Origin of the sequence: Bradyrhizobium sp. Cp5.3 (genome assembly GCF_000426265.1) — a bacterium.
In the GTDB taxonomy this organism is placed as follows: domain Bacteria; phylum Pseudomonadota; class Alphaproteobacteria; order Rhizobiales; family Xanthobacteraceae; genus Bradyrhizobium; species Bradyrhizobium neotropicale.
The window spans coordinates 237,962-261,245 of the sequence record NZ_AUFA01000004.1; the positions used below are offsets into that span (position 1 = coordinate 237,962).

The window sequence follows — 23,284 nt, forward strand, 5'->3', positions numbered from 1 at the left end:
GAGTGCGACGCTGAGCACGCATTGCCACCACGGGGGTATCGGCGGCGCGCTGGGCGGCTCCACCGTTTGGTCCCGACCCGTTTCCGTCGACAAACGCTCGTTCTTGTTCACGGCGCGTCTCCCTTCGCTACTGTGCCCCCAAAGGGCGATCACTCATCTCAGCCTGGTCAACCTCTCACTCACTCAGAAGATCGTCAGCGGCCTTCTCCGCGATCATGTACACGGCCGTCACGATGAAATAGCCGGGGATACGCGGAAAGACCGATGCATCGACGACGCGGAGATTTCGCAGGCCGTGGACGCGGAATTTGCTGTCGACCACGCCACCTTGATCTTCCGGTTTCATGGCACAGGTGCCGCAGGCGTGATGGCCCCAGGCGTTATCCTCGACATGGCGGCGCAACTGACCATCGGTGTAGAGATGGCGTCCGGGGACCTCCTCTTCGACGACCATCTTCCCCAGTGCATCGGCCACTTTGCGCCCAACGCGGATGCCGGTGACCATTGCGTCGAAATCAGGGCCGGGGTCGCAATTGCCTTCAGACAAATAGTGAAAATTGATCAGCGGCTGCGCGAATGGATTGTCGGATCGCAATCGCACCGTACCCCTCGTGTTGTTTGTGTAGGCCTTGAGGACGGCCCAGGTGAGATAGTTGAGCTTCCTGACGCGCTCGGAATAGTTGGGATAGTAGCCGCGGAAGTCCGCGAGGAGACAGAAGCAGAAGAGGTCGGGACGCTCCTGGTCGGTCCGCGACCGAAACTTCGCTGAGAACAGAACCCCGTTGCTGGTGTAAGCGCCGGTGCCCCACCGGCGCCATTGACGATACAGGCGGTCCTTGGTCGTGTACGTCACTCCGCGCAGGGCCTCCCACGGTTTCTTGACCCGATTGACCACGCCGATTTCATATCGATCCTGGAGGTTTTGGCCGACACCCGGCAAGTGCTTTACCTTTGCGATCCCGCGAGCCTTCAGGTGCTCCCAATCACCGATGCCCGACAGCATCAGCAATTGCGGTGTGTTGAAAGCGCCGCCGGCCAGGATCACCTCGCGGCTCGCGCCGACGAATCTCTCCGGCCCGGCCTCCCCGCGAGGCTGCGCCGCGACCCGATAGATCCGCTTGCCTTCGCGATAGAAGACGCCGGATGCGGTGGCAGAGATGTCATCGATCTTGATGCGGGTGACGAATGCGTTCAGCCGTATCGTCAGGTTGTTCGGAAATCGCCTTTGCACCTCGCGCAGGAATTCGCGAGGCCCGGTCCGTGCATGCCGCGCCGACGACATCGGGGTCAGGCAGACAGTCGAGGCCTCGGCATCCAAAAGCCTCTCATCATTGGGATCGCCGAGGCTGCGCATCAGCCAGCCCCAGCCTTCGGCCGCGTCCGGCAGCAGGCTGGCGGCGGCGAGCACAGCCCGCCACATCGTGCGGCGCAGCCGCCAATCGAGAACAGCCCTTAGCGGCAATGCGCGTTCGGTCGTCAGCCAGCCGCGCCAGCCATGTCCGGTCGGATTCCAGCCGAAGAACCGGTCGAGCCATCTGAGGACGAACGAGCGGTAGCGGCAGCGCTCGAGGCGGTGAAAATATTGCTGCATGTTGGACGCCCGCCACGAGGCGTCGCCGGTGATCTGCCAGATGTGATTCCAGTCGGCATTGTTCGGCCGCACGATGATCATCGCATTGTGGCCAGTACAACCGCCGAGGCCGCTGGCGCGCGGATAAAGCACGCCATCGACTGCTTCGCCGTCCCAGTACTCGTGGTAGCGCCAATCCTTCCGCTGTTGCACCGTATTCGCATAATGGCGGACCCAGAAATTCCATCTGAGCCCAGGGTTTTCGGAGGCGAACGGATGGAATGCAGGGACCTGATAGTCCGGCCCGACAGACCGGCTTCCCGGTGGGACGTCGTCCACCGATCCAACGGGATCATCGCCGGCGTCGAGCAACAGCACGCGCCGGCCTGCCTCGGCCAACCGCGCGGCCAGCACGCCGCCGCCGGCGCCCGCTCCGACCACGACGTAGTCATAAGTTTCCACTGCCGTCACGGCACACCTCAGAAATGCTTGAGATAGGCTATGAGCGCTTCCTTATCGCCGGCGGAGAGATCAGACCCGAAGTAGTGGCCGCGATTGACGACGTAGTCCGGGCATTTGCTCAGCCCGACCAGCGTGTCGATCAGTCCGGTGTCGCGCACGGCGGCTTCGGAATTGGCCTGGGTTTGCGGATCGGCGAGTTCACCGGGCGAGCATTTGCCGCCCATCTTCTTGAAGGCGCCGACCAGCGTCGGCATCGCAGTGGCGAGCCGCCAGTAATGGCTGATCCCGCCGGGCTCGTCATTGTCCGGCAACAGCTTCGTATTCGTCATCGCATTGATGGGGAAGTCCTTGGGCAAGGGTCCGAGCGCAATTCCGCCTTTCTCGTCGATCGCCCATGGCGCCAGCCAATGCAGCGGGCGCGACAGGCGCTGCTCCCATGACGGCATGTAACCCGACGCGATCATCAGGCAGGCCGGCGCGGTGGTGCGATAGATATAACCGGGCACCGGAATCTGCGTGAGCTTGTCCATACGCCGCGTCGATGGATTCAGCATCTGCCGGATCGATCGATCGAAGACCTTCACCCGGTTGGCCACGCACGGCAGATACGGATTGTCGTCGCTCGCCGCGGGGCAGTGTTCGGCGGCGGCGTAGTTTCCGTAGCTGCCGCCGCGAGAGGCTGCGGCGTAGTCGCGGGCGTAGTAAGTCGCGTCATCTTCGTGCCCGAGCGAGTTGTTCGACAGGAACGGGGCGGTCGACCACAGGCTGATCAGCGAGGGCGGCCGGAGATAGCCGCGCCCGTTGCCAAGCGGCTGCAAGGGCATCGACGCGCCGGAGACCGGATGCTGGACGGTGAGTTCCTTGACCGGAGGCAAGGTCTTGTACGACGACGAGGTGAAATTATCCCAGATGTCACCGGCCAGACCATTGGTGGCGAGCGGCGTGCAGGCGTTGGTCTGCAGGAGGTCGACAGGGACGCGGCGCTCGGACGACAGATAATTGCCCTCCAGAAAGGGCTTGCCCTCCACGACCAACTTGACCATCGCCTCCTTGAACGCCTTGGACTGCGTCCATTCCCAATAGCGGTCCCAGCACTGGCGATAATTTGGTCCGTTGCCGCCGCCGGCGCAGATGCCGTCGTTGATCCCTGAATTCGCCGGGATCTCCGGGATCTTGCTCGAATGGCAGGCGGCACAATTTTCGGCGAAGACGATCTTGCCGCGATTGACCTTCTCGGAAGTGAAGTCTTCGAGAAACGGCTCGCCCTCGCGAACGTCCTCCAGACGGTCGGGACGCGCGGTGACCAGGAAGAAGACTGCCATGTCCGCGGTTCGATCTTCGGTCGCCTGCCAGTAGACCGATTGCTTCTCCGCATCGCTGATCCTGATCGGCGTGATCTTGCGTCCGCCAAGGAACGGGCGGAAATGCAGCAGCCATTCCTCGCTGAAAGTGCCGATGTTCAGATAGACGCGGTTGAGCGCGCCGAGGGTGCCCACCGCGTCAGCGCCGTCCTTCAGCACCCGCATGGTGTGCGACGTGCCGCTGGCGGGATCCCAGAACTGGGGAAGCGCAGCTGTCTGCGGATAGTCCTGGAGCTGCTTGTTATCGAGCTCGCCGCCCGTCAACTGCTCGGCGCCGTGCTCCAGGCTCAATTTCAGACGCGGGATGACGCTGTAGACCGCGTTCATCGTCCGCGGATTGTTCATGTAGTCCGTGGACACCAGCGAGGTGTCCAGGCTTCCGGGCGGGTTGGTGTGGAAGAGCTGGTAGAGGAAGTTGCCTTCATTGGGCGCGGGCGCGTTATCCTCGTCGCGCGGCCTGGTGTTCCAGAAGAAGATCCGGTTGACCCAGTAATATTGAGCGCCGGGATTCGAGGCGAGGTTTTCCCATTTTGGATTTTCCGGGTCAGCGGGCGGATTGGTCGCGCTGGGGCCGACGTGACAGAACGCGCAGGACATGCCGACCCGGTAAGGGCGGATCAGCTTGGCGTTGTTGTAGTAGGACGGATCGGTGTAGTAGCGTTCCGCGTTCCAGTCCGCTTTCGCCTTTTCGTCGAAATCCGGATTTGGAAACAGCCGCAGGCCGATGACGCCGGTCGGCTCTCCGTAATAGGAGCCGACAGGGACGGTCTTGCCGCGGGCGCCGACCCGCACTCCCGGATATTTGTCCGGATCGGCAAATGGATCGGGCGCGCAATTCGGATCGCGCCGGTCGAGCCACAGCCCGAACCGCGACACGTCGCCTTCCGTGGGCTCGCTGAAACACGGCTCATTGACGAGACCGAGCCAGGACCAGCGATTGCGCCGTCCATAGGGCCCGCCCTTGTAGGACGAGACCGTCTTCAGGAGATCGAATGCGCCCGCGGTGTTACTCGCGGCAAAATTCCAGAACCGATCATTGCCGCCGGTCCAGATCATCCAGGCGGTCTGGCCGAGGCTCGCGCTCTCGCGCACCTGCTCCGGGGTCAGCTTTGCGAGTGCGGCGTTTTCATGCATCTGCTCCGGACTGAGCTTTGTCAGCTCGGCGACCTCCATCACCTCCTGCGGATAAGAGGCGCCGTCGGCCGGCTTCAACAGAAGGCCTTTGTCCATGTGAGCAAAATAGCTGCAATCAGCCGGCACTTCGCTGCATGGCTTCGCGACCGCCGGCAGCGACTGCCGCGGCCGGTTGGCCAGCTTCGCTTCGTCTGGAATGGTGCCGAATTTGTCGCTCTCCGGTTCGACGATGGCCCGGAACAGGACGACACCGCCAACGACGAGCAGCACCGACAGCACCGCCAGCGAGACAATCGCCCATTTGAGAATGCGTATCGCGATGCTCTTCATGGCTGGCTCTCGTCAATTGGCAAGATCACAACGTCTTCAGAAAAGCTAGGAGCGCTTCCTTGTCGTTCGCAGGCAGGTCCGTACCGTAGGCGTGTCCCTCGTTGGCGTTGCCGGGAAGCGACGTGTCGTAGAGCGTGCCGAAGCGCTCGGCCACCGTGCCCGGCTGACTAACGAATCCGCCATTCGCCGGATCGACCAGGTCATAACCCCGATAGAATAGTTTGGGCCGCTCGGACGGCGGCGACAGAAGATCGCGCAGCGTCGGCACCGAGCCGTTGTGCAGATAGGGGCCACGCAACCACAATCCGCTCAGTCCGGTCGCGTTATAGCCATTGGTCTTGTGGAAGGCGCGAAAGCCCCAATCGTAGCCGCCCTCACGGTATTGGGTGTAGCGCTGCTTCGCGGCTTCGGTCCACATGTCGATGCGGTGGCGGTCGGTGCCGAGCTCCGTTGCCGAAATGACGGTGCGGAAGCGTGCCCCTGTTGGGTCGTGACAGGTCGCGCAGCGATCCGCATAGACCGCCTTGCCCTTTTCCACCTGTGCGGCGTCGACGTGATAGGGATCGTCATCAGCACGCTCGGCGGAGAAGGGCGAAGGCGGCGGCTTCTGCAGCCGCACGAAGTCCATGATGGTGTCCAGCGTCGCCTTTGCGCCGGTATAGCCCTGATAGTCCATGCCGTCGCCGATCGCGCCTGAGATTGCGGTCTCTCTCAGGCTGGTGCTGAGCCCGTCCCAGTGCAGCGAATATTCGCGACCGGGATCAGTCAGCCTGTCCAGGTGCCAGAGCGGCATGATGTCGGAATTGCCGATCGTGCAATCATCGGGCAGCTTCAGGTTGAAGTACTTGGCCGGATTGAACGGATCGATCCGCCCTGGCCCCCAATCCGGCCGCAGCGACGTCCGCGAGGGGACATCAGCCGTGCGGCCCGCGAGCGAACAATCGAGCCGCGCATCCATCCAGGCGAAACGCGTCGCCTGCTCCGCAAATCCCTTGCGGACCGCCGGAATCAGCAAGTAGCGATACAGCAGGCGCTCGCCGAGCGGCATGTCGTAGATCGCCGTGATCGCCGTCATGACCCTGTCGGCAGTGAAGCGATCCTTGTCGCGGCCGATCGCAGTCAGGAAGCGCAGGAAGCCCTGGACATTCACGCGCGTGCCCGCTCCTGCCGGAACGAAGGTGGCGGGATCATCGGCGTGCAGGCGATAGGTGCCCTGATGGCAGAATGCGCAGTTCGGCGCGACGCGCGGGATCACGCCGAGCGTCTTCTTGGAAAAGCCGACGGGCAGCTCCTCGCCGGCGATCCAATAGACGCCGATCGATCCATAGCCGTCCTGGTTGCCCGGCAGATATTCGGGAAACAGCGTCGGCAGCACCCGCCAGATCCAATAGGGAATCCCTTGCGCGCTTTCATTGCCGATGGAGCCGTGGTCGAACACCCGGAGCGGATCGTTGGTGGCGGGCTGCGGGACCGGACGCAGCAGCACGAACCAGGCGAGCGGGACCACGACCGCAATGAGCGCGAGCACGATCGCCAGGATGATGGAGATGATCCTGGTCATTTGATCAGCCCCGTCTCGCGGTTCTGCTGCTCGAGCTTCCTGATGCGGATCAGGCAATACAGCGTGGTCGAGCCGATCAGCGCATCGACGAACGAGATCGACAGGAAGCCCGGAGGTTGCCCGAACAACACCACGGCGAGGAAGAAGAACGTGGCGCCGAACGTCCGCGATGGAAACACGGCGATGCAGGCATTGGCGCGATAGCGCACGAAATCGACCGCGGCCGGTATGTAGAAGACCGAGATGATCATCAGGAGGCCGGCAGACGCGCGCGCCCAGATCAGCTCCTCGAGCGGAATGTGGAACAGATCGAGGAACCATCGCGGACAAAACAGCAGCGGGATGACGAACAGCGCATTCAGGAGGATGCCGAACCACACCAGGATCGTGTGACGGAGGATCCACGCGCTCACCGTGTCGTCGACGGAGTTTTTCATAGCGTCTTCATGTACTCCACTAGAGCATCCTTATCCTCGCGACCGAGTGCGGTGCCGTAGGCCTCGCCGTCGTGTCCGCTGTTCGAATTTCCGGGCATGCTGGTGTCGTAAAGAAACAAGCGTTCGGGTGCCGCCCCGTATCCGTCGGAGCGGTAGCCGACCTTCTTGAGATCAAGGAGGTCGCTTCCCCGAGACCACTTCGGCGGTCGACAATCGACCGGCTTCAATGGGTCCGTGCAGCGGGCCGGGTCTAACAGGTCGCGCAGCGTCGGCACTGAACCGTTGTGCAGATAAGGCGAACGCGCCCAGATGCCATCGAGCGGCTGGTTGGCGTAGCCGGCCGTCTTGGTGAAATGGCTGAAGCGCCAGGGATAGCCGGCGTAGAGCGTGTTCTGCGCGGCCGCGAAATCCTGCGTGTAGGACCGCCAGCGCCCGGAATCCGTGCCGATCTGCTTCAGGCTCTCGACCTGACCGAGACGCGGAAAGCGGTTGGTGTCGTAGCTGTAGGCTCCCGTTTGATCTTTCATCCCGTGGCAGCCCGCGCAGTATTCGGCGAAGAGCTCACGACCGCGGTTCAGCCTGCGCTCATAATCGCGATCGGACCGATCGATCGCGGCCGGCGGAATTTCTGGCGGTGGCAGCTCCCAGATCCAGGCGCGCACCCGCTTGATTGCATCGATGTCGACGCTGACTGGCGTGACGCCGGCGCCGAGCGCCGCGCTCAGATTGCGCTCGTCGACGGACGTGTTGTTGCCGTCCCAATGCAGATGCATGCCGTCGCGCGGATGCTGTGCCCAGATCGAGGGGAAGTCGGATGAGCCGTTCAGCTCGATCAGTGAAATGTGCGAGGCGTCCATCGGGAAGTTGAACTGCGTCGCCTTGTAGGGATTGAACGTGTCGACCCGGCCCGGCCCCCAATCGTAATAGGGATGGTATGCCGGGCGCCCATTGCCCCCACCGTCTCCCTGCCTGCCGAGGAACGCGAACTGCTGGGACAGGTGCAGGAATGCCGCCTGCACGCGCGGAAACACGATGTACCGGTAGATCGCGCGGTCGATGAAATTGAGGTGTCCGCCGACCTCGGGACCGTTGATGGCCGCGATCAGGTTGTCGGCATTGAACTTCGGATCGGCGCCGACCTTGAGAAAGAATCTCAGGAGGTCATAGAGACGAAGATTGTTCGAGGGTGCGCCAAGAATGAGAGTTGGCTTGTCCGCAGTGTTGATCCTGTAGGTGCCGACATGACAAACGGCACAATTCAGCCAGACCCGCTCGATACCGGTAACGATCCGCCTGGACATGCCGACGGGCAGCTCGGACTGCTCGGTTTCGTAGAGCAATCCGAACCGGCGGTAACCCGTCGGCCCGAGCTCGTCGCGGTACATGACTGCGAGCGCCTTGAACACCAGGATGGGAATCCCGTTGTTCGGTTCGCTGCCGATCGACCCGTACTTGAAATGCTCCCTGTCATCCGCATAGGCGACGGTGTACTGCCTCACGAACACCAGATAGTAGACGGCGAGCAGCAGCAACGGCAGAACGACCAGGAAACGAATCCACCGAGTGCGGGCCAGAACGCGCTCGACCGGGGTAGGCGGATCATAATTCATGACAACACCCCCTCTCTGTGTTTCGGCTCCCGTCAGCGGAACAGCGGCGGCTGGAACACCGACATGACGCACTTGATCATGTTGTCCCACTTCTCATCGAAGGTATCGCCGTCGTAGCGGGACACCTCGTAGCATCCGAGCGGATTGGCGAGATCGTTGAGCAGGCACTTGTTGCAGTAAGTGCATTCCTTCTGCTTGACCGGTCCGTTGGCGGTCCGCAGGATTTGGGGCAGATCCACGTTCGCGATCAGCGGCCGGGCGATGCTGACGCCGTCGCAGGAGCCGTCCCTGATGACGCCGGCGATGTTGGCGGCGTGCTGAAAGCCGCCGGTGCAGATGAATTTGATGCTCGGATCGATCTTCGTGATCTCGTCGCGCAAATATTTGCTGTAGCCGGCGTTGATTCCTTCGATGACCCTGCCGCGCCGCAGATGCCAAAGCCACCGGAACAGCGGCCCGGCGATCAGATTGTTGAAGATCGCGTAGTTGAAGCGGGTGCGGACGCCGGAGGGAAGCATGCCGCAATACCACCGCAGCAGATTCTGAAGCGAGATGTCGCCCGGCGGATTGCGCGGATGCGGAAACGTCGAGCCGCTGGAGATGTGAAAGGCGTCCACGCCCTTGCCGTCATCGAGCAGCATCTTGCAGATCGTCAGCGTGTCTTCGAGCGTGTTGCCCTTTTTCTTCCAGGGATAGAGCCAGTTGTTGTGGTCGACGCCGTTGATCTTCATCTGGAGATGAAAATCCGACCCAACCTCGCGGCGGATGGCGCGCACGATCTCCAGAACGAACCGCGCCCTGTTCTCAACCGCGCCGCCATAATCGTCGGTCCGGTCGTTGATCCCCGAACTCAGGAACTGGGTGATCAGATAGCCGTTGGCGCCATGCAGCTCGACACCGTCAAGACCGGCCTCTTTGGCGCGTCGGGCGCCTTGCGCGAACAGCTCGACGGTCTCGCGGATCTCGGCGACGGTCATGGCCTGCGCCAATATGCCGTGGAAGAAGTCCTTCTGGCTGGTCGAACTCAGCGCCTTCTTGAACAGGTTCTCGACGCCGCCCATGTCCTGCTGCCGCCCGGAATGACTGAGCTGCATGATGAAACGGCAATCATGCGCGTGGACCCGTTGACCGACCTCGCGCCAGAATGGAATCTTGTCGTCATGGTCGATCATGGCGTAGCGGATCAGGATCCGCCCGCGCACCGCGACGGGAGTGTAGGACGAGATGATGCAGCCGACGCCGCCCTTGGCGAATTTCTCTTCCCAGTTGATCCGGGTGTGCCCGCCATAGCCGTTGTACTCGTCAAACATGCCCGAGAGGTTTGACCGGAACAGGCGGTTCTTGACGTCGAGATGTCGAAACTGCAGCGGCGAGAAGATCAGCGCGGCGTTGTCTTGGTGTAAAAATGATCGATCCGTAACCTGCGTCATATCTGGCTTCCTCAGCGATATGATTAGGTTGATCTGAAAATATCTTCAGCGTCGCGTCGTCACCGCACTCGCATTGATCGGTTCATAAGCCCCGGCATTCGTCGCCGCGTGTGAAGCAATTCACTTTCGAAAAAGAAATCGATCGAGTCTTCCGGCAGGAGAAGGAGCAAAACGCTCACGCTCCGCGCACGATGCAAGGCCCCAGCCGCAATTACTGGATGGAATTTAGCCCGCCATCACTTCGGCAGCAAGAGGATTTGCTACCACAGCGTGTGTCTATTCGCCGCCCTGCCTTTGGCTCCGGTGATCTGTGAGCTATCCCGGCGGCGCGTTCGCACCGCCGCACGCCGGCATTCTTCTCGTGAGAATACATTTGAGATTCGCGGCATCACCTCAGCGAGATCGTGATCTGGCTGATATTCGCCGCGAGCTCCAGTCCCGCCTTTGCCCCCTGCAGCACCATCGTGACGCCCTTCTCGTTGCGCAAGTGGACGCCGTTGACGCCGCCGACCAGGGCGAAGCCGCCGCCGACGGAGCTGTAGGTGCCGGCGAAGTCGCTGACCTCGCGGATGCCCGAGGCCCAGCCATCGAGCCGGCCGACCGTGGCACCGACCGTGATGCCAAAGCTCAAGCCGGAGATTTTGAAGGGATAGGTCTTGCCGCGGTAGGTCAGCACGCCGCTGCCGGCACCGCCGCCGACGAGGAGGCCGGCCTTGACGATCTTGGCACGGACATGGCCGGCGGCCTGCGCGAAGGATGGCGTCGCCGGCGCGGCGAGCGCCAGTGCCAGTGCCAGGAGAGCGATCGCAATCAGGCGGGAAGTGCGTGATGCCCTCCGCAGGTCAGGGTTTTGCGGCATCGACTTTCTTCCAGGTCTGATCCGGATCGAACAGCGTGGTGCGCTCGGCAATGAACTCGGTCCGGTTGCCCAGGTCCTTCTGGTAGACGGTGCCGGCATGATTGACCAGGAAGGTCATGACGCCGGAGTTACCGTATTCGGCAGGCCACGCAATCAATCCGTAGCCGCCGATCATCTTGCCCTTGACGACATAGTTGAGCGCGCCGCCGGGCGCGTCGGGGCCCTGCCCCTTCAGGATGCGGAAGTAGTAGCCGTGATACGGCGCCGGCCCCACGTCGCCCGCTCTGTAGCCTTCCTTTGACGCCTCCGCCGCGAGCGCGCCGAGCGGGCTCGGATCGCTGTCGTCGCGCCAGAACAGACCATCCTTCTTGCCGGGCGAGGAGACGATACGCTGCGCGTAGACGCCCGCGCCTTCGCCGCGATCCTTCTCGGCGTATTCGTTCTGCGCGTCGACATAGGCGAGCATGGTCTGGATCGCATCGAGCTCGTTACGGCCGATCCGTCGATACAGCACCTCCTTGCGCCCCTCGACGGTGTCGAATTCCCAGCCGGCTTTGGTGTTGACCATTGGAATCGGGAACGGGAAGTCGTCCGGGCCCAGCAGCAGCGTCGCCGTCTTGTTGCCCTCCGCCTTGATCGCGTGCTTGGCATCGTACATCGACGCGAAGCGTTGGCGGATGTCGGTATCGGCGACCTCGTCACCGGAGGAGACGATGTCCTCGGCGGCCTTGCCGAGCACCTTCAGGATATCGCTCGGACCGCTCTTGACCGCGGCCGCGAGCGCCGCGGCAGCGTCCTCCGGCGTCTTGTAGGACTCCTGTGCTTGTGACGCCCCAGGCAGCGCCAGCACCACCAGGCTCAGGAGGGCCACACGTCGAAGCGATTTCAGACCGATCATGGCGACACCTCCGTAGGCACCTTCGCCCCGCCGGCGAGCCAATCGCTATAGGTGCGGAATTTCAGTCCGAGCTTTTCGTAGTCAACTCGCAAGTAGCCATCGCTGCCGCGGGTCACCGCATCCGGCATCACCTGCTCGACCTCCTGCGCCATCACGCCGACATAGGCCTTGTGGCTGCCGATATAGCTGAAGCGGTAATAGCCGAGGCCGTTGGCAAGATGGCCGAGCAGGACGATGTCGTGCTTCAGCGCGATATCAGAGCGCCGGCCGCCACCGCCACCTCCGCGCCCGCCTCCACCAAAGCCGCCTCCGCCGCCGCGCATGGCCATTCCACCACCACCGCCGCCGCGCCCGGCGAAGCTCGCGCCGCCTCCGCCACCGCGCGGCATGCTGGCCATGCTCGCGCGGCCACGCGCCGATGCTGCGGCCGCCGCGCGGCCGGACGAGACGTTCATCGCACCGCCGCGATTGCCGCCGCCGGCGCGGTTACCCGCACCGCCGCCCGCGCGGTTGGCAGCCTTTGCGCGATCGCCACCGCCCTTGGCGCGATCGCCACCACCCTTTGCGCGATCACCTCCGCCCTTGGCACGATCACCGCCGCCCTTGGCGCGATCGCCGGCTCCTGCACGATCTCCACCGCGATCACCCGCCCGATCTCCGGCCCGGTCACGGGCGCGATCTGCCGCCCGATCTCCGGCACCTTGGTTGGGGCGCAGCACCTGGTTTCCCTCACGGCCGCGGAAATCCATCCGGTCCGACGCGCCGGCCTTCAGATTGTTGTTGCCGAAACGCTGTGCAACATTGGCGTTATTGTAGCGCACACCCTGGCGATGCGCCGCATTGTGCTGCCAGCCGTTGTTGATGTTCACGTTGCGATGGTTCACATAGACGTTGCGGTTGCCCCAGTTGCAGCCGCCGCCCCAATAATTGCCCCAGCGCCCGATCGCCCAGGCCGTGCCGAAGGCTAAACCCGCGGCGATTACACCGGCGCCGATATAGGACGGATAGCCCCAATAGTATGGCGGATACTCCGCATAGGGCCAGGTGCCATAGACAGTCGCCGGATCGTAATAGGGCACGTACAGCTCGGCGGGATCGGCCTGCTGGATCACGACGACCTGCTTGCCCTCCTGAGTCTGGACACTGACCTTCTGCTGCTTTGTGGTGACCAGCTTCTTGTTGTCATAGGCCTTGTTGCGCAGGCGCTGGATCGCATCCATCACGTCGGGCTGCTGCGCGAGGAAGGCATCGCCGAGATTCTTGGTCCATTCGAGTTGGTCGCTCATCATCGCGAGAACATCGGCGGTGCTGGCCAGCGCCTTGACGCTGTCGTCCCAGCCCTGCTTGTCGACCGCGGTCTTCAGTGCATCACCCTTGAGGTTCTTGCGCTCCTTCAGCCAGCGGTCGGCCTGCACCACCTCCAGCGGATAAGTCGAGGCGGCCAGCACGTTGGCCAGCAGCTCGTCCGGATAAAGCGCGATCGGCGCGACCAGGGCCTCGAGTTGCTCCGGCTTCAGGAGCTCGGCGCTAGGAGCCGGCGGAGTAGCGGGCTGCGCCTGCGTGCTGGGGGCCGCCGGCTTGTCGGTGGTCTGCGCGGGCGCAGCGACTGGGATCGCCATCACCAAGGCAAGCGCCATCAGGGTCTTGCAGCAGCGAAACATTACAATCTCCCTTGGACTCCAGTCCGGGAAGATCGTTGCCGGGGCACACGTGTTTGTTGATCAAGATCAACGAAAGGGCACCCTCACGCTGTTGCAACGCGAGAGCGATACGTCATTCGATCAACTCGGCTTCCATCAAGAGTCGGCTGGGCACGGTCAGCCCGAGCGCATTGGCAGCCTTCGTGTTGATGACGAGCTCGAACCTGGTGGCAAACTGCACCGGAAGTGTGCGGACATCGACGCCGCGCAGGATGCGGTCGACATAGCTGGCGCCGTCACGAAACTGCTGGGTCAGATCGGCGCCATAGGACATCAGCCCGCCGTTCAGCGCGTAGAAGCGGACCGCGAAGATCGCGGGCACGCGGCGTTGCGCGAGCAACGGGATCGTCATCGCGCTTTGTGTCCCGAAGAAGCCGCCGTCGGGCAGCACGACAACGCCGGCACCGGTTCGCGCCGCCGCCTCGATGGCCGCGGCGATCTCGGCTCCGCTGCGGACAGCGGCACCGGTGATCTTCAGGCCGAGGCGGCCTTCCATCTGATGCGCAGCCTGAACGTAAGACGGAGCATAGGGCGCCGATTCCGGATTGAACAGAAGAGCCGCCTGGCTGATGCCGGGCACCATGTCCTTCAAGAGGCTGAGCCACTTCCCGCTCATCGAGTGCTCATAGAGCGAAAAGCCGGTGAGGTTGCTGGTCGGTCGCGCCAGATTGGCGACGAGGCCGGTGCCGACGGGATCGGAGAGGCCCACGAAGACGATCGGGATCCTCGAGGTCGCATCGCGCAGCGCACGAGTTGTCCCCGTGCTGGTCGACAGCAGCACGTCCGGCGCCGCAGCGACGAGCTCGAGCGCCTCCAATTGCTGCCGCGCCGGATTGGGGCCGGGCCAGCGGACCTCCAGCCGGTAGTTCTGGTTGGCGATCCAGCCCCGATCGGCGAGCCCCTGCTGAAAAGCATCGACGCGCATCTGCGCGCCGGGATCGCCCGCGACGTTGCCGGTCAGCACGCCCACGGACGGCATCCTGTCCTGGGCTCTCGCGAAGACCGGGAATGCAGCCGCCGCGCCAACCAGCGACATGAACTCACGGCGTCTCATGGCCACCCACCACTCCCAACCCTGCCCCCGCGCCCGTCCCGGTTATGACGCATCTGCGAAGGAACAGCCAGTCAGACCGGAGGCCTTGATCAAGATCAAGATACCAGCGATCAGCGGATGATCGGCAGCCTGATCGCGAACAGCGCGCCGCCCGACGGCTGGTTCGTGGCGACGATCGTGCCGTGATGGGCCTCGACGATGGTCCTGGCGATCGCAAGGCCCATGCCCATCCCCTGCGGCTTGGTGGTGAAGAACGGATCGAACACGCTTGCGAGATCGGCGGCCGCAATTCCAGGCCCGGTATCGCTGACCCTGATCTCGGCTTGGCTGCCGGTGCGCAGGGTCGACACGCTGACCTCGCGCTTCTTCATGTCCGCGTCCGAGACCGCGTCCATCGCGTTGATGATCAGGTTGAGAATAACCTGCTGGAGCTGCACCGGATCGCCCTTGACGTGAAGGCCGGCGGAGGCGGGCACGAACGTCAGCGCAATCCGGCGTCCGTCGGCGAGCGCACGCACGAGGCCGATAGCGTCCCGCACGGTGTCGTTGAGCTCGATACTCCGGACCTCGAACGGCGCCTTCTTCAGCACGCTGCGCAACCTGCGGATCACTTCGCTTGCGCGCTGATCATCGCGCCGGATGTCGGCGAGTATCTGACGGATCTCGTCGAGGTCCGGCGAGCTGTCTTTGAGCATCAGCTCCGCCGTCTCCGTGTTGGTCAGGATCGATCCGAGCGGCTGGTTCAGCTCATGCGCGATCGAGGTCGTCAACTCGCCGACGGCCGAGTAGCGATTGACGTGAGCGAGCTCGGCGAGGCGTTGACGCGATTCGACCTCGGCGAGCTGGCGGCCGTGGCGCTCGTGGAGCAGCCCGCTGATGAGACCGGCCTGCACCAGGATGACCGCCATGATCAACAACATCTGCCAGCGGTAGCTTTCCCAGAGGGGCGGCTCGCGAAACAGGATTTCGCTGTCCGGCGGCAAACTGCTCTCGGCGATGCCCCAGCGCCGCAGCTCCCGCCAATCGTATTTCGGCGATCCGAATCCGATCGGCTCGTAGGTGATATTGGCAGGCTTCTCGCCGCCGAGGATTCGGATTGCGGCGCTGACGGTCTTCGCACTGGTTTCTCTGACCGAATGCATCGGGCCGCCGACGGTGCCGCCGCCGAAGAATGGCTCCTGGTAGGAAAAGATCGGCGCGTTCGCGACCGAATGAAGGGTGCGCAAGGCGACGTCGCCCTCATGGACAACGCCTGCGGCATCGACCGACATCAGGCCCCAGAACAGCGCCGTGTGCGGCGGAAGGTTCGATGCGCGCTTGAGAATCTCGTCGAATGACAGGTCGGAGTACCAGACGAGGTCGAGGCGGCCGTCCAGCGGCTTCAGTTCCCGCTTCACCTCGTCGATCCAGAATTTCTCGAGCGGGGATGCACCGACCACGACGGCGACAGCTTTGGTATCCGGCAAGACCTTCAGAATGTTTTCGAAGACCGCCAGGAAATCGTTGCGCACCGCGACGACGACGTCCTTGTCGGTAAGGTCGGACTTGTTCACCAGCCGCTGCTCGACCACCGACAGCACCATCGGCGTATCGGGAAACAGCTTTCCCCGGTATTTCTGCACGAACCGCGCCGCCGGCGCGCCGATGCTCAGCACGATGTCGGGCAGCGCATCGTGGTACAGCGATCCAAGATAGTCGACGAAGGGCGCCTCGGGGCCCGGACTGTTGAAGCGCGCCGTGAGCAGGGTGTGCTCCTGGATGTCGAGCGGCCACGGCGATTGCCGCTCCAGCTCCGTCTTGATGCTGCGCGCATATTCGCTCCAGGGCCGAAACTCGCGGCCGAAGGAATGTAGCAGCAGCACGCGCTTGGGCTCGGTTCGCATGGAGACGTTTGGCGAGGCGTCCGCGAGCCCGGGCAGGATGCATACGGCGAACAGGAGACTGAGACACAGCAGCAGCGCTGCCGCTGGCCACGGCTTGATCAACGCAATGGTGCAGCGCCCGCTCATCCTCTTCCCCGGCAGCTTCCCACGGCCGCTCTCGGGGACAATTCTAGCGGGGATCGCCGCGCGCCGACAACCCGAGGACTTGTCACTATTTAGGACAGCGATGATAGCGGATTTCCATGTCCTCCATGCCCGGGAACAGCCGGACGAGACTGTCGGCATCCAGCTCCTTCAGGCTGAACTGGACACTGGAAAGCATTATATCGGTCGCGCAGGCGGCGATCAGATTAACGTTCGGACCGCTGTCCTTCCTGGCCTTGATCCGGCAGCGCGCGAACTTGCCGATGATCTGGTCGCCATCGATGATGAAGCCGCCGCCATAGACGTCCGACATATCCGCGAAGCCGAGCTGCGCGCCCTGGCGCACGAAGACCTTGCCGCAATTGTCGGTATCGCTCGCCCAGGCGCCGTTGAGATCGATCGCGCCGGCTGCGTTCACCGTGACAAGCAGCGGTGCACCCAGCGCGATCACCTTCCATAAGTTCATTTTTGTCGCCCTTCCCTCGCCGTTCAATGACCGCTTAGCACCAGAGTCTGGATTGGCAGCAGCAGCGCCTGGATACGCAGCAGCAGCGCATGGACGAGGCCGACGCCGTCGACGACGTGCAGAGCGATCCTCCGGCTGGTCGGGGTGTCCTTGGCCGAGATCTCCTCGTGGTTGCTGGTATAGGCATTGACGATGCAACTGCTGCCGGGCGTCACGCCGTCGAGCCCGCCCTTATAGAGCGGCTCCATGAACACCAGGATCGTGCCGGGACGCACGGCGTTCTGGGCTTCGAGCAATTGCTCGCCGGTGCGAAACTGTCCCGTGGCGATGTAGTCCTGCACCGTCGTGATCACCATTGGGATGATGACCCATGGCCTCGAGATGCAGGTCGCCTCGGCCACCATGCCCGGCTGCATCACCTGCGCCTCGATCTGGCCAAAGCCAGCCTGAAGCACCTTGCGGCCCGAGCCTTCCGGAATGAGCACGCCGGCGGGGCGCATGAGCTGGTTGACGACGTCTCCGGTGCGAACCAGGAATTGCTCGACGCGCCCGTCGACGCCGGCGCGGACGATGGTCTTGTCGAGATCGACCTGGGCCTGATCGAGCGCCGCCTCGGCGCTGGCCTTCTGCGCCGGCAGCAGCGTCGACACCTGCAGGCCCGCGGCCTGTCTGGCGGCGGTCGCGGCATCGACGCCGGCTTGGCGCTGATTAACCAGCACCTGCAGCTTCTCGATGTCGCGCTGCGGAACGATGCCGGGATTGCGGCGCTGGAGCTCGGTTTTGACGTCGAGTTCGTCCTTGGCCTGCTGAAGGTTGGCTTTCGCCTCGCCGATCTGCGCTTCCGCCTTGGCCACGTCGGCCTGCGCCGACTGTATGGCGGCATCGACCTCGGCAACCTTTCGCTTGGCGGTTTCGAGCGCCGCCTGCTGCCTGGAACTGTCGAGCGTGAACAGCACGTCGCCCTTCCTCACCGGCGCGCTGAAGCCGACCTTGACGTCCGCCACGCGGCCCGAGCCTTCGGGCAGGATCGGCACGGTGCGGAAATACAGCGTCGCCGACGTCGTCGACGGGTGGAAGTAGAAGATCATGGTGATCAGCGACACCGTGAGCATCAGGCAGCCAGTAATGCCCCAGCGCAGCTCGTACCACACCGAGAAGAAGGTGATCTCCTTGCCGAAGCGCTTGCCCTGGACGTAACGCCGGTAGAGGTAGTCGGGCAGGATCGTCACGAGGGAGCAAATCATGAGCTCAAGCATGACTGTGCTCCTTCTCCCTGGCCGCGTCCGGTTTACCCGCAGGAGCAGGACTTGGTTGCGCCGGCTCGCCCTCCTCTCCAGGCGTCGCGTCGGCGATCTTCTCGACGGAATCGGCGATGCTGCGCAGCGGCGTGCCGAAATCGGGGATGTCGATCAGCGCAAGCAACAGGCCTGCAATCCAGAAGATGTGCATGTGCGTGAAGAGCGAGATAATGCCGAGCACTGCGACAAATTCGAACTGCAGCTTTTGCGACTTATGCGCCATCCGCTCCGGCAGGCTGTGCAGCTTCCAATAGAGCGTTCCGACCCAGAGCAAGGTGCCGACGAGGAAGATGCCCATCACCACCATGAGAGGATCGACCCCGCTTCCGGGCGCGAGAAAAAAGGGCAGATGGTGCGGCGCCATCGGATGAAGCTGATCGCTCAAATGTCTCTCCCCGTCAGGACCCCGCCTCACGCGAAGCACGTGCGGCACTGTGAGCAGACGGGCGTGGGGTTTGCTTGATTTGAATCAAGGGAGTGCGCACTGCCCGACCTAGCCTTTCGCGAACGCCGAACTGCAAACAGCCAATTGAGGAGCCGCAGCCATGCCCGGCCTCGACGAACTCATACCAAATGCCGCACAGATCCGGAAGGAAGCCGCACTCAAGGAAGCCGAGAAGGCCGAGGAATATGCCCGCCTCGCCGCCGCCACCGAGGGCGAGAAGCGCGCGCTGATCGAACGGCTGACCAAGCCGTCGGGCAAGACCGAGGAGGAGAAGATCCAGCTCGCCTCGACCATCATCCAGCGCGCGGTGCGAAACGGCCAGACCCAGGTCCAGGTCTATCGGTTCCCCAACACGCTGTGCACGGACAAGGGGCGCGCCATCAACCAGCAGGAGAAGGGCTGGGAGAACACACTGACCGGAATCCCGAAGGAGATCTTCCAGCTCTGGACCGATTATTTGAAGCCTCGCGGCTATCGGATCGCCTACCAGATCATCGATTTTCCGGGCGGCGTGCCGGGTGATGTCGGCGTGACCATTTCCTGGGGCGACGACTAGTAGCCGCAAGAACCAGCGAAAGGACAGGCATGGCCAAGGATGCGCCCGCGGAGCGGATGAAGCGGAAGGACTATGAGAAGGAGCTGGGGAAGCTCCAGGTCGAGCTCTGCCATCTCCAGGACTATGTCAGGGAGAACAAGCTCCGGGTCATCATCCTGTTCGAGGGCCGGGACGCCGCCGGCAAGGGCGGCACGATCAAGGCGATCACCGAGAAGGTCTCACCGCGCGTGTTTCGCGTGGTCGCGCTGCCGGCGCCATCGGACCGCGAAAAGACGCAGCTCTTTTTCCAGCGCTACATGGAGAAGTTTCCAGCCGGCGGCGAGATCGTGATCTTCGACCGGAGCTGGTACAATCGCGCCGGCGTCGAATATGTGATGGGCTTCTGCACACCCGCCGAGCACGAGCGGTTTCTGAACCTGTGCCCCCAGATGGAAAAATACCTCATCGATGGCGGCATCATCCTGATCAAGATCTGGCTCGAGGTCGGGATGGAGGAGCAGGAACGCCGCTTCAACGCCCGCATCGACGATCCCGTGCGGCAATGGAAACTGAGCCCGATGGATATCGGGTCATATCGGCGCTGGTACGATTATTCGCGAGCACGCGATCTGATGCTCAAAGCAACGAGCACGGAGGTCGCCCCCTGGTACATCATCCGCTCCGACGACAAGCGCCGGGCGCGGCTGAACTGCATCGCGCATCTGTTGGGCGCGATCTCCTACAAGCGCATCAAGAAGGACAAGATCAAGCTGCCGAAGCGCTCCAACAAGGGACGCTACGACGACCGGGCCAGCCTGAAGGGGATGAATTTCGTCGCCGAGCGATATTGAGCAGACCAGGCCGCCCAATGGCGGCCTGATCTGTCATCCGCTCAATAATTATAGGGGTATTGCTGCGGGCAGACCCAATTGCCGTAGGTGTCCTGATAGCAGCCGTTGTTATTGTTGTAGTAGCCGTAAGCGCCATAGGCACCCGCTGCTGCGGCTGCTCCAACGGCGGCGGCACCCCAACCGTAGCCGGGGCGATATCCGGGATAACCTGCGACCGGCCGGCCTGGATAGCCGGCGATCGGACGACCTGGCCGACCTGCGATGGGGTAGCGGCCGGGACGGCCGGCGATCGGATGACTCGGACGCGGACCTCCGGCGACGCGATAACCACCGTGGACACGGCCAGCATGAACCGCGCCGCCACGAAAGCCACCATGAAAACCACCTGCGCGCATCCCACCACCATGGAAGCCACCGCCACCGCGGAAGCCCCCACCGCCGCCACCGCGGCGAGCTAAAGCCTCGTCGGGAACAAGGCTGATGGTGAGAAGAGTGAAGACCGCAAGAGCAGCAAGAAGATAACGAAGCATGGCATCTCCCTCCATTGATCAGGGTGCCGTCACTCGCTCTTCGGTGATGCCGCCGCACGACTGCGATTGGCACCCGAGGATAACGTCAGGTGTCGATCGCGTTCAAGCTTGACTTAAATCAACAAGACGGAGGCCTTTTGAGCCGTGTCCTTGCAGCGTGCAGGTGAACGGGCCACGCCCGCGTGGCCCGTTCAATGCGCTCTACTTCAGGCGGATCGTGACGCCACCGACCGCAGCCGACACTTCCGCGCCGACCCTCGGACCGCTGAGCTGCAGGATCACGCCATTGGCATTTTGCAGTTGAACGGCTCCGGCGCCTGCCGCGACGGCGCCGCCTGCCCCGCCCACCGCGTAGGAGCCTTCGATAGATTGCGGTCCTCTCAGATTGAGCGCCCGGCCGACAAACTTCGAGGTCGAGGCCCCGACCGTGAAGCCGACGCTCATGCCGGACACGGTGAAGGGGTATTTCTTGCCTCGGAACAGCAGCACGCCCTCGCCACCACCGACGCCAACGATGAAGCCGCCCTTGGTGAAGACGACGGCAACCTGGCCGGTCTCGGCACGCGACGGCGTGCTGAACCCAGCGACGGCTGCGAGCGAGGCAACCAGGACGGCACCGATGGCAAATTTCCTCATGACGTACGTTCTCCTTTTGGTTAGAGCGGCGGCTTCTTGAGCGAGGATCACCGCGAAAGCGCGCTTGGACATGCGGCACTCTCGATCCCTTGATCGTGAGTTGGATGCCGGCAGCTCCATTGATCCAAGTCAACGGGCGCCTATTCTGGTGGCGCCGACGATCACCGCGATGCCCATCGTATCGCAGCACACCGTCGTCAGGACGTTCTCTGAGCCGTATCGGGTTGCTCCCCTCCGAGAACACTGTCGAGCGATCGCAGCCATTGGCCGCTGTCCGTCTTCTCCGCCAGCCCTTCGGCGCGCAGCAGGTCGCGCAGCTGCGCATGCGCGCCGACGATGCAGAACGTGACCTGACGGGAGGCAAGCTCATCATAGAGGTCATGCAGCATGCGCGCGCCGGCGAGGTCGATATAGGGCGAGGCGGAGAGGTCGCAGGCCACCAGCCGGATACCGGGCGATCTCCTGAGCGCGACCAGCACCGTGTCCAGGATCGTCTCGGCATTGATGTAGAGCAGCGAAGCTTCGGGGCGAAACGCGATGACACCGACCAGCGGCTCGATGCCCTCATGCCTCGCGCTGTCCGAATAGCGGCCGCTCTCGGGCAAGCGGCCGAGGAACGCGACGTTCGGCCGCGAGGCGCGCGCCAGGAGCAGGAAGATCGATGCGATCGATGCCAGCAGCACGCCCTGGAGGATGCCGAGCAGCAGCACCGACACCAGCGCAATCGCCGCCGCGGTGAAGTCGATCCGGCTGACCTGCCACATCCGCAAGAGCGCGCGCACATCCACCAGCCTGTAGACTGCGGCGAAGACGATGGCCGCGAGCACGGCCTTGGGCAGGTTGGTCAACAGCCCCGTGAAGAACAAAAGGCACAGCCCGAGCGTCACCGAACAGATCACCAGCGCCAACGGCGTCCGCGCGCCGGCGTTGTCGTTGACGGCCGATTGCGACAGGCCGCCGGCGACGGGGTAGCCATGGCCGAAGGCGGCGGCGAGGTTCGCAGCCCCCAGCCCCAAGAACTCCTGCCGGACGTCGAGCGCGTAGCCGTGCTTGGCGGCGAAGCTGCGCGCCGCCGAGACGCCTTCGATGTAGGCCAGCAGCACGCATCCGGCGGCGAGCGGAAAGAGATCGTCGAATTCCAGCAGCCCAAATGTCGGTATCCCCAGCGCCGGCAATCCTTCCGGTATCTTGCCGGTGACGGGCACACCGAGCGAGGGAAAGCCGAGGAGCGTTGCCACCACAATCGCCAGCGCCACGATGGTGATCCCGACCGGCTTTCCCGGCAGGAGGCGCTCGCCAAGCAGGAGCAGCAGCAGCGCGACCGCACCAATCGTCAGCACGAGCGGGTCGATATGCCCGAGCTGCCCTGCGAGCTTGATCGCGCGATCGAAGAAATTGTGGCCGCCGCCGGCGACGCCCAGGAGGCTCGGCAACTGGCTCATGATGATGGTGAGCCCGGCACCGGCCTTGAAGCCGACCAATATGCTGTCGCTGACGAGGCGCACGAGCACGCTTAGCTTGAACAGCCAGGCGATGAGACACAGCACCGCCACCGCGAACGCAGCCAAGCTCGCGATCTCCGCATAGCGGATCGTATCTCCGCCGGCGAGCGCGCCGACGGTCCCGGCGATCATCAAGGAGATCGCCGAGGTCGGGCCGATCGCAAGCTGCCGCGATGCCCCGAGCAGGGCATAGCCGATGCCGCCGAGCATGTAGCCGTACACGCCGACCTGCGGCGGCAGGCCGGCGAGCGCGGCATAGGCGAGCGAGACCGGGATGGCGTAAGCGGCGAGCGTGATGCCAGCGACCGCATCGGAGGGCAGCCACTCGCGCCGGTAGCCAGGGAGCCAGCCGGATGGCGGAAAGAACCGCGTCCACCCGGGCTCGGACGGCGCGCTCATCGCGACTCCTTGCGAGCGACCACGCGGCCTAGCAACGCAGGGATCGGAACGCTCGTATTGGCGATACGGAGCTGTCGCAGGTTCTGCATGTACGCATAGGCGGCGCCTTGCCGCCGGCTAGGCTTGATCTGGATCAAGCAAGCTCCTCCCGCCGCAACTCAAATCGACGCACCCGGGGGAATTGCGACC

At 63.5% G+C, this 23,284-nt stretch carries 19 protein-coding genes; 2 read left to right on the top strand and 17 right to left on the bottom strand.

Going from position 1 to position 23,284, the window contains the following annotated elements; translation table 11 throughout:
* Nucleotides 1-175: 175 nt before the first annotated feature.
* The 14 genes from K289_RS0108855 to K289_RS0108920 all read right to left on the bottom strand — a co-directional run bounded on the left by K289_RS0108855 (nt 176) and on the right by K289_RS0108920 (nt 18,561).
* Nucleotides 176-2,041 carry a GMC family oxidoreductase gene (locus K289_RS0108855; protein WP_027551175.1) on the bottom strand — a complete coding sequence of 622 codons (1,866 nt, stop codon included), beginning with the start codon at nt 2,039-2,041 and terminating at the stop codon, nt 176-178.
* An 8-nt stretch (nt 2,042-2,049) separates the two neighbouring features.
* Nucleotides 2,050-4,857, bottom strand: a complete 2,808-nt coding sequence (locus K289_RS0108860) for a hypothetical protein (RefSeq protein WP_035684292.1) — start codon at nt 4,855-4,857, stop codon at nt 2,050-2,052.
* A gap of 25 nt (nt 4,858-4,882) precedes the next feature.
* Entirely contained in the window at nt 4,883-6,418 is a 1,536-nt protein-coding gene (locus tag K289_RS0108865; RefSeq protein ID WP_027551177.1) for a membrane protein, read from the bottom strand.
* Complete coding sequence (locus K289_RS0108870) at nt 6,415-6,855, bottom strand: hypothetical protein (protein ID WP_035684295.1); 441 nt, start codon at nt 6,853-6,855, stop codon at nt 6,415-6,417. Before K289_RS0108870 ends, K289_RS0108865 begins: the two co-directional genes overlap by 4 nt.
* A complete protein-coding gene (locus tag K289_RS0108875) occupies nt 6,852-8,465 on the bottom strand; it encodes a c-type cytochrome (RefSeq protein WP_027551179.1) in 1,614 nt (537 codons plus the stop codon). The genes K289_RS0108870 and K289_RS0108875 overlap by 4 nt, the downstream gene beginning before the upstream one ends.
* 32 nt (nt 8,466-8,497) lie before the next feature.
* Entirely contained in the window at nt 8,498-9,895 is a 1,398-nt protein-coding gene (locus K289_RS0108880) for an NADH:flavin oxidoreductase (RefSeq protein ID WP_027551180.1), read from the bottom strand.
* Nucleotides 9,896-10,283: 388 nt separating this feature from the next.
* Complete coding sequence (locus tag K289_RS0108885) at nt 10,284-10,754, bottom strand: hypothetical protein (RefSeq protein ID WP_027551181.1); 471 nt, start codon at nt 10,752-10,754, stop codon at nt 10,284-10,286.
* Complete coding sequence (locus tag K289_RS0108890) at nt 10,738-11,652, bottom strand: DUF2950 domain-containing protein (protein WP_027551182.1); 915 nt, start codon at nt 11,650-11,652, stop codon at nt 10,738-10,740. The genes K289_RS0108885 and K289_RS0108890 overlap by 17 nt, the downstream gene beginning before the upstream one ends.
* Nucleotides 11,649-13,313, bottom strand: coding sequence for a DUF3300 domain-containing protein (locus tag K289_RS0108895; RefSeq protein WP_027551183.1), 1,665 nt, complete (start codon nt 13,311-13,313; stop codon nt 11,649-11,651). Before K289_RS0108895 ends, K289_RS0108890 begins: the two co-directional genes overlap by 4 nt.
* 112 nt (nt 13,314-13,425) lie before the next feature.
* A complete protein-coding gene (locus tag K289_RS0108900) occupies nt 13,426-14,406 on the bottom strand; it encodes an ABC transporter substrate-binding protein (RefSeq protein WP_027551184.1) in 981 nt (326 codons plus the stop codon).
* 110 nt (nt 14,407-14,516) lie between these two features.
* Nucleotides 14,517-16,415, bottom strand: coding sequence for a HAMP domain-containing sensor histidine kinase (locus K289_RS0108905; RefSeq protein ID WP_027551185.1), 1,899 nt, complete (start codon nt 16,413-16,415; stop codon nt 14,517-14,519).
* Between the two features lie 85 nt (nt 16,416-16,500).
* Complete coding sequence (locus K289_RS0108910) at nt 16,501-16,899, bottom strand: hypothetical protein (protein ID WP_027551186.1); 399 nt, start codon at nt 16,897-16,899, stop codon at nt 16,501-16,503.
* 23 nt (nt 16,900-16,922) lie between these two features.
* Complete coding sequence (locus K289_RS0108915; protein WP_027551187.1) at nt 16,923-18,155, bottom strand: HlyD family secretion protein; 1,233 nt, start codon at nt 18,153-18,155, stop codon at nt 16,923-16,925.
* The gene (locus K289_RS0108920) at nt 18,148-18,561 is read right to left on the bottom strand and encodes a hypothetical protein (RefSeq protein WP_035684299.1); all 414 of its coding nucleotides are present in this window, start codon (nt 18,559-18,561) and stop codon (nt 18,148-18,150) included. Before K289_RS0108920 ends, K289_RS0108915 begins: the two co-directional genes overlap by 8 nt.
* Before the next feature lie 181 nt (nt 18,562-18,742).
* Here K289_RS0108920 and K289_RS0108925 point away from each other — a divergent pair, with 181 nt between their 5' ends.
* The gene (locus K289_RS0108925) at nt 18,743-19,198 is read left to right on the top strand and encodes a hypothetical protein (protein ID WP_027551189.1); all 456 of its coding nucleotides are present in this window, start codon (nt 18,743-18,745) and stop codon (nt 19,196-19,198) included.
* 29 nt (nt 19,199-19,227) lie between these two features.
* Nucleotides 19,228-20,028, top strand: coding sequence for a polyphosphate kinase 2 (ppk2, locus tag K289_RS0108930; protein ID WP_027551190.1), 801 nt, complete (start codon nt 19,228-19,230; stop codon nt 20,026-20,028).
* Between the two features lie 41 nt (nt 20,029-20,069).
* On the opposite strand, the gene K289_RS48540 is transcribed toward ppk2, so the two are convergent.
* From K289_RS48540 to K289_RS0108945, 3 genes are all read right to left on the bottom strand, one after another.
* Nucleotides 20,070-20,558, bottom strand: a complete 489-nt coding sequence (locus K289_RS48540; RefSeq protein WP_084788584.1) for a hypothetical protein — start codon at nt 20,556-20,558, stop codon at nt 20,070-20,072.
* Nucleotides 20,559-20,759: 201 nt separating this feature from the next.
* Nucleotides 20,760-21,194, bottom strand: coding sequence for a hypothetical protein (locus tag K289_RS0108940; RefSeq protein ID WP_027551191.1), 435 nt, complete (start codon nt 21,192-21,194; stop codon nt 20,760-20,762).
* A 197-nt stretch (nt 21,195-21,391) separates the two neighbouring features.
* Nucleotides 21,392-23,095 (bottom strand): SulP family inorganic anion transporter, encoded by a 1,704-nt coding sequence (locus K289_RS0108945; RefSeq protein WP_027551192.1) that lies wholly within the window; start codon nt 23,093-23,095, stop codon nt 21,392-21,394.
* Nucleotides 23,096-23,284: the final 189 nt, after the last annotated feature.

What these genes read in the sequence shown, in the direction of transcription:
- K289_RS0108875 (WP_027551179.1), bottom strand. Translation starts at nt 8,465, where the DNA reads ATGAATTATGATCCGCCTACCCCGGTCGAGCGCGTTCTGGCCCGCACT.
- K289_RS48540 (WP_084788584.1), bottom strand. Translation starts at nt 20,558, where the DNA reads ATGCTTCGTTATCTTCTTGCTGCTCTTGCGGTCTTCACTCTTCTCACC.
- K289_RS0108925 (WP_027551189.1), top strand. Translation starts at nt 18,743, where the DNA reads ATGCCCGGCCTCGACGAACTCATACCAAATGCCGCACAGATCCGGAAG.
- K289_RS0108920 (WP_035684299.1), bottom strand. Translation starts at nt 18,561, where the DNA reads ATGGCGCCGCACCATCTGCCCTTTTTTCTCGCGCCCGGAAGCGGGGTC.
- ppk2 (WP_027551190.1), top strand. Translation starts at nt 19,228, where the DNA reads ATGGCCAAGGATGCGCCCGCGGAGCGGATGAAGCGGAAGGACTATGAG.
- K289_RS0108905 (WP_027551185.1), bottom strand. Translation starts at nt 16,415, where the DNA reads ATGAGCGGGCGCTGCACCATTGCGTTGATCAAGCCGTGGCCAGCGGCA.
- K289_RS0108880 (WP_027551180.1), bottom strand. Translation starts at nt 9,895, where the DNA reads ATGACGCAGGTTACGGATCGATCATTTTTACACCAAGACAACGCCGCG.
- K289_RS0108870 (WP_035684295.1), bottom strand. Translation starts at nt 6,855, where the DNA reads ATGAAAAACTCCGTCGACGACACGGTGAGCGCGTGGATCCTCCGTCAC.
- K289_RS0108860 (WP_035684292.1), bottom strand. Translation starts at nt 4,857, where the DNA reads ATGAAGAGCATCGCGATACGCATTCTCAAATGGGCGATTGTCTCGCTG.
- K289_RS0108895 (WP_027551183.1), bottom strand. Translation starts at nt 13,313, where the DNA reads ATGTTTCGCTGCTGCAAGACCCTGATGGCGCTTGCCTTGGTGATGGCG.
- K289_RS0108865 (WP_027551177.1), bottom strand. Translation starts at nt 6,418, where the DNA reads ATGACCAGGATCATCTCCATCATCCTGGCGATCGTGCTCGCGCTCATT.
- K289_RS0108915 (WP_027551187.1), bottom strand. Translation starts at nt 18,155, where the DNA reads ATGCTTGAGCTCATGATTTGCTCCCTCGTGACGATCCTGCCCGACTAC.
- K289_RS0108945 (WP_027551192.1), bottom strand. Translation starts at nt 23,095, where the DNA reads ATGAGCGCGCCGTCCGAGCCCGGGTGGACGCGGTTCTTTCCGCCATCC.
- K289_RS0108885 (WP_027551181.1), bottom strand. Translation starts at nt 10,754, where the DNA reads ATGCCGCAAAACCCTGACCTGCGGAGGGCATCACGCACTTCCCGCCTG.
- K289_RS0108940 (WP_027551191.1), bottom strand. Translation starts at nt 21,194, where the DNA reads ATGAGGAAATTTGCCATCGGTGCCGTCCTGGTTGCCTCGCTCGCAGCC.
- K289_RS0108900 (WP_027551184.1), bottom strand. Translation starts at nt 14,406, where the DNA reads ATGAGACGCCGTGAGTTCATGTCGCTGGTTGGCGCGGCGGCTGCATTC.
- K289_RS0108890 (WP_027551182.1), bottom strand. Translation starts at nt 11,652, where the DNA reads ATGATCGGTCTGAAATCGCTTCGACGTGTGGCCCTCCTGAGCCTGGTG.
- K289_RS0108910 (WP_027551186.1), bottom strand. Translation starts at nt 16,899, where the DNA reads ATGAACTTATGGAAGGTGATCGCGCTGGGTGCACCGCTGCTTGTCACG.